We start from the raw sequence: 4,223 nt of genomic DNA on the forward strand, positions 1-4,223 counted from the left end.
AATGATCAAATATATGTGCAATAACACTGCAGGTATTTTTTGCAACACTCTTGCTAATAGCTTTCTTTCCACAAGGAGCAATATGCCGTAATACAGACCCCATATAATGAAATTCCAACTTGCTCCATGCCAAAGGCCTGTAAGCATCCAGACTATCATTACGTTGCGCACATAGTTCTTCCTGTTTCCTCCCAGGGGAATATACACGTAATCTCGGAAAAAGGAACTAAGTGAGATGTGCCATCTCCTCCAAAAATCCTGCACGCTCTTTGCAATGTACGGATAGTTGAAGTTTTCCTTATAGGTAAATCCAAACATCCTCCCCAAGCCTATGGCCATGCAGGAGTAGCCGGAAAAATCAAAATAAATCTGAATGGTGTACATTATGATTCCTAGCCAGGCACCCAAAACCGAAAGCTCGCTTAAGTTGCCGTCCAGGAATGTGCTTGCCACCTTGCCGGCAGCATTAGCAATGATTACCTTTTTAAACAATCCTGCCAAGAACCTATTTATGCCGGAGCTAAAGCGGTCCACCGTAATCTGCCTGTTGTCAATCTCATAGGCAATGTCCTTATACCTGACTATTGGCCCGGCGATCAGCTGATGGTACAGGCACATGTAAAGTAAGAGCTTGTAAAAGTGCTTTTGAGCGGGGACATCTCCCTTATACACATCCACCACATAGGATATTATTTGAAAAGTATAAAAGGATATTCCAATAGGAAGACCTATTGAGCTAAAGGGTATGGCAGTGTGGAAAATATAATTTATGTTGCCTACAATAAAATTGTAATACTTAAATATTCCGAGCATACAAAGGTCAAAGGCTACTGCTGCCCACAAAGCAAGCTTGCTCCTTATATTTCCTCTAAACTTATCCACGAGCAGCGCAAAAAAATAATTCACCAACGCGCTAAGCAGCATGGCCAAAATAAAAAATGGTTCCCCCCAGGCATAAAAAAATAAGGAGAAACATAGCAGCACAATATTTCTATAGGTGTTATTTTTGATGATAAAATAAAAAATTAAGTTTAAGGGAAAGAACAAGTACAAAAAAATTAAGCTTGAGAAAACCATATCGTCGTCCAAAACCTCCACCATGTTGTAGATATTTTTTGCAACTTGCAATGAAGATTTTTGTATTTATATTGGAATTTCGATATAAAAACAGCTTTTTCCTTCTTTTTAGACATAATTTTACATAAATCCCATTTTTTGTGAGTTTATTGGACGCCCTAATTGAAAAAACCCGTCATCAGAAAGTACTTCCTGAAAACGGGTTTTCCATTTTTTAAAATTTATAGCACCGTTCAAAATAAGCCCCATTAATCATTGCGAGCAATATGCTGAAAAAAAGCACATTGAAAGCGCCGAACTTGCCATTTAAGCCAAGGGACATACTCTTAAGACCAAAGCATGCACGAGAAATCTCCCTCACTTTCCTCAAAGTACACTGATCTGCCGGCCTCAATTTTCCTTTCTATGCCAAAGCAGCCTGACAGGGGGACGTTTTGTTTGTCAGGTCTGAAAACCTGACAAACAAAACGTCCCCCTGTCTGGTTCTTTTTAACTTTGGGTTTTGACCCATGGTAATACGATATTTTTAAATACTTCATTATCAACTAAAATTCTGTTTTGCCAGTAAGGCGAATTATCTTTGCACACAATTCGCGGCGCTAGAATATAGGCTGATAAAAATCCTGCTTTTTCTATGAGAGGCACGAGTTCCTCCTTGCCTTCTCCAAAGGGATAGGCAAAATCCACCACTTCTACTCCCGAGAGATTTGCCTCAATAACCTGCTTGCTCTTTATGATATCATTTAAGAAATTATCCCTTTCCCCAGGATCAAAAAATACCGGTTCATCATTTTTTAAGTAATGCATGTCAAATGTATGAGAGCCCACCGTAGCAAGGCCGCTGTCTACCATCTCCTGGATCTGCTGCCAGTTAGCTAGAGTCAAATTGTTAAAATCCGAATTTCCAACATGCCCTGCAATTAAAAATAGCGTAAAAGGAATCTGATATTTTTGGAGTATGGGAAAGGCATTCTCATAAACCGATTCATCTACATCATCAAAACAAATCCAAATACAGTTTTCAGGGAAATTGCCGCTCTCTCGAAATTGTCTCAACTCATCAGGTGTAACAAAAGTCGCGTTGTTTTCCATTAATATTTGCATGTGGTGTTCAAATTCACTTTCATAAACTGAATAATGCTTGAGCTCATCAGAGTTGGTCAATACTTCTACCATTTTTGTCACGAAATTATCATCTCTCACACGATGATAAGTAAGCACAAGACATCCGTCTCGCTTTAAAGGTTCCGGAAAGTCCATAGCCGCAGTATTTGAAGTAACCGACTTATCCGCAAAAATTAAAATTACAAAAACTATCAGCAATACTATGATGGTTGTTCTTATAAATCTTACAACTGAAGTTTTCACTAAACTCACCTAATCCTTGATAGGATTTTTCTCAAATACAATAACTTTCGAGTTCTGCAATTTATCGTAGGTCTCTTCATCTATCATATTTAATTTCAGCAAATCTTCCTTTGTCGTTTCACTAGGATAGTGGCGCCGGGTTAAACTCCCAAATCTTCTGCGATTATAATAGCTCCAAATGAACAGTGTAAAAAATGCCATGGAAAACAAACACCAAATCAGCTTTATAAAATTTTTTACGTCCACATTAGTCATTTTAAAAACAGTTCTAAACAGCTGTGGAAAATCATGATTAAGGGCAAGCAGCGCATCTAAGTAAAAAAAGACAACCGCACCACAATAAACCCATAACAGCAATGTTATCATGGCAACAATAATTTCACGCCACCATATCTTTTTTGATTTTATTATAAATGAGTTGTTTGTACTGCATCCCGCGTACCTCGGTCCGGGCTTACCCATGTGGCGTATCCTCCTTTTATTCTGCTTTTGATTGCTCTGGGCAGAGCAAACACTACTATCATTGCATTTAATACCCAGTATATGACGGGATACCATGCCCCCCAAGCAAAACAGTACAATACGTTATCGTATTTACTATCAATTATTAAAGATGTAAATAACTGTATAAGGCACAAAAAGACTAATGCGAAAGATGAAAATGTAAACCATATAAATAATTCTTGGAGGTTTTTTGCAGTTATAAAGCGATAAACCGTCACGATTATCCAGGAATAATCCCAAACCAAGCTAGCCCACTGCTCATAATAAAGTGGCCATATGCGCCTGTGGCTCCAACTAAGTATAACTTTCCAGTGCCGCAGTATTACTTCCTGACCACCTTGTGCCCAACGAATCCGCTGCTTCCAAATGCCTTTAATTGTTTCAGGCACTAGCATCCAGCACAAGGCCCTCGGTTCATAACGTATGCTCCAAAATCTTTCTTGCAATTTCCACGAGACAGATATATCCTCAGTTATCATGTCATGATCCCATAAGCCCACATCAACCAAGGATTTTTTTCTAAAGGCAGCAACAACGCCAGAAATGGTCATTATATTTCCCCAGATGCGCTGAGCCCTTTTTATGGCTCCGATAATTGAAGCATATTCCACAATCTGCAATCTAGCTAATAACGTATCTCGATTGCGTACTCGAGGATTGCCAGTAACCGCACCTAATCTCTCACCATGATGGAAAAAATGATAAATCAAATAATGGGCTGCGTATGGATCCAGCACTGCATCTGAATCAACGCAAATCAGGTACTCCGCCTTTGATGCAAAAGTTGCAAGTTTTAAAGCAGTAGCTTTGCCTCTGTTCTCCTTACAGTCTATAACCCTTAGATTGTCGTGTTGCATTGCTAATCGATGCAAGATCTCACCAGTCCTGTCCTGGCTGCCATCATTTACCGCTATTATTTCTTTATTTTTGTACGCTATTTTCTGCATGAGAGTAATAGTCTCTTCAATGGTATCTTCTTCATTATAACAAGGTATCAAAATACTAATCATCGGCCAATCATTGCTATCAAAGTCTAATTCTATCCCCTTTTCCCACCTTCGACTAAACAGGATTGAACCTGCAATCCAAAATAGAGACATTATCAACGGATAAAAAAAGACATAAGCAGATAATACATTGATAAACGCTTCCATTTTTTCACCCCCTATCTCCCCTAATATCCCTCTATTGTCCCTCAATAAGCTTTATCGCAATGAATAATTCCCGAGCGACTTTTACCCCATATGGACAATAATCACCAAACCATCTTATAC

4 protein-coding genes are annotated in these 4,223 nt (G+C 38.9%); all 4 read right to left on the minus strand.

Annotated elements, in window-relative coordinates; translation table 11 throughout:
* A partial coding sequence (locus Q7P41_RS03970) for an MBOAT family protein (RefSeq protein ID WP_303882291.1) occupies positions 1–924 on the minus strand: 924 nt, incomplete at its 3' end.
* Positions 925–1,566: 642 nt separating this feature from the next.
* Positions 1,567–2,253, minus strand: a complete 687-nt coding sequence (locus Q7P41_RS03975) for a polysaccharide deacetylase family protein (RefSeq protein ID WP_303882292.1) — start codon at positions 2,251–2,253, stop codon at positions 1,567–1,569.
* 201 nt (positions 2,254–2,454) lie between these two features.
* On the minus strand, positions 2,455–2,907 hold the full coding sequence (gene pgaD / locus Q7P41_RS03980) for a poly-beta-1,6-N-acetyl-D-glucosamine biosynthesis protein PgaD (RefSeq protein WP_303882288.1): 453 nt from the start codon (positions 2,905–2,907) through the stop codon (positions 2,455–2,457).
* Positions 2,853–4,103 carry a poly-beta-1,6-N-acetyl-D-glucosamine synthase gene (gene pgaC, locus Q7P41_RS03985; RefSeq protein WP_303882289.1) on the minus strand — a complete coding sequence of 417 codons (1,251 nt, stop codon included), beginning with the start codon at positions 4,101–4,103 and terminating at the stop codon, positions 2,853–2,855. Before pgaC ends, pgaD begins: the two co-directional genes overlap by 55 nt.
* Between the last annotated feature and the right edge of the window lie 120 nt (positions 4,104–4,223).

Source organism: Acetomicrobium mobile, from assembly GCF_937920065.1.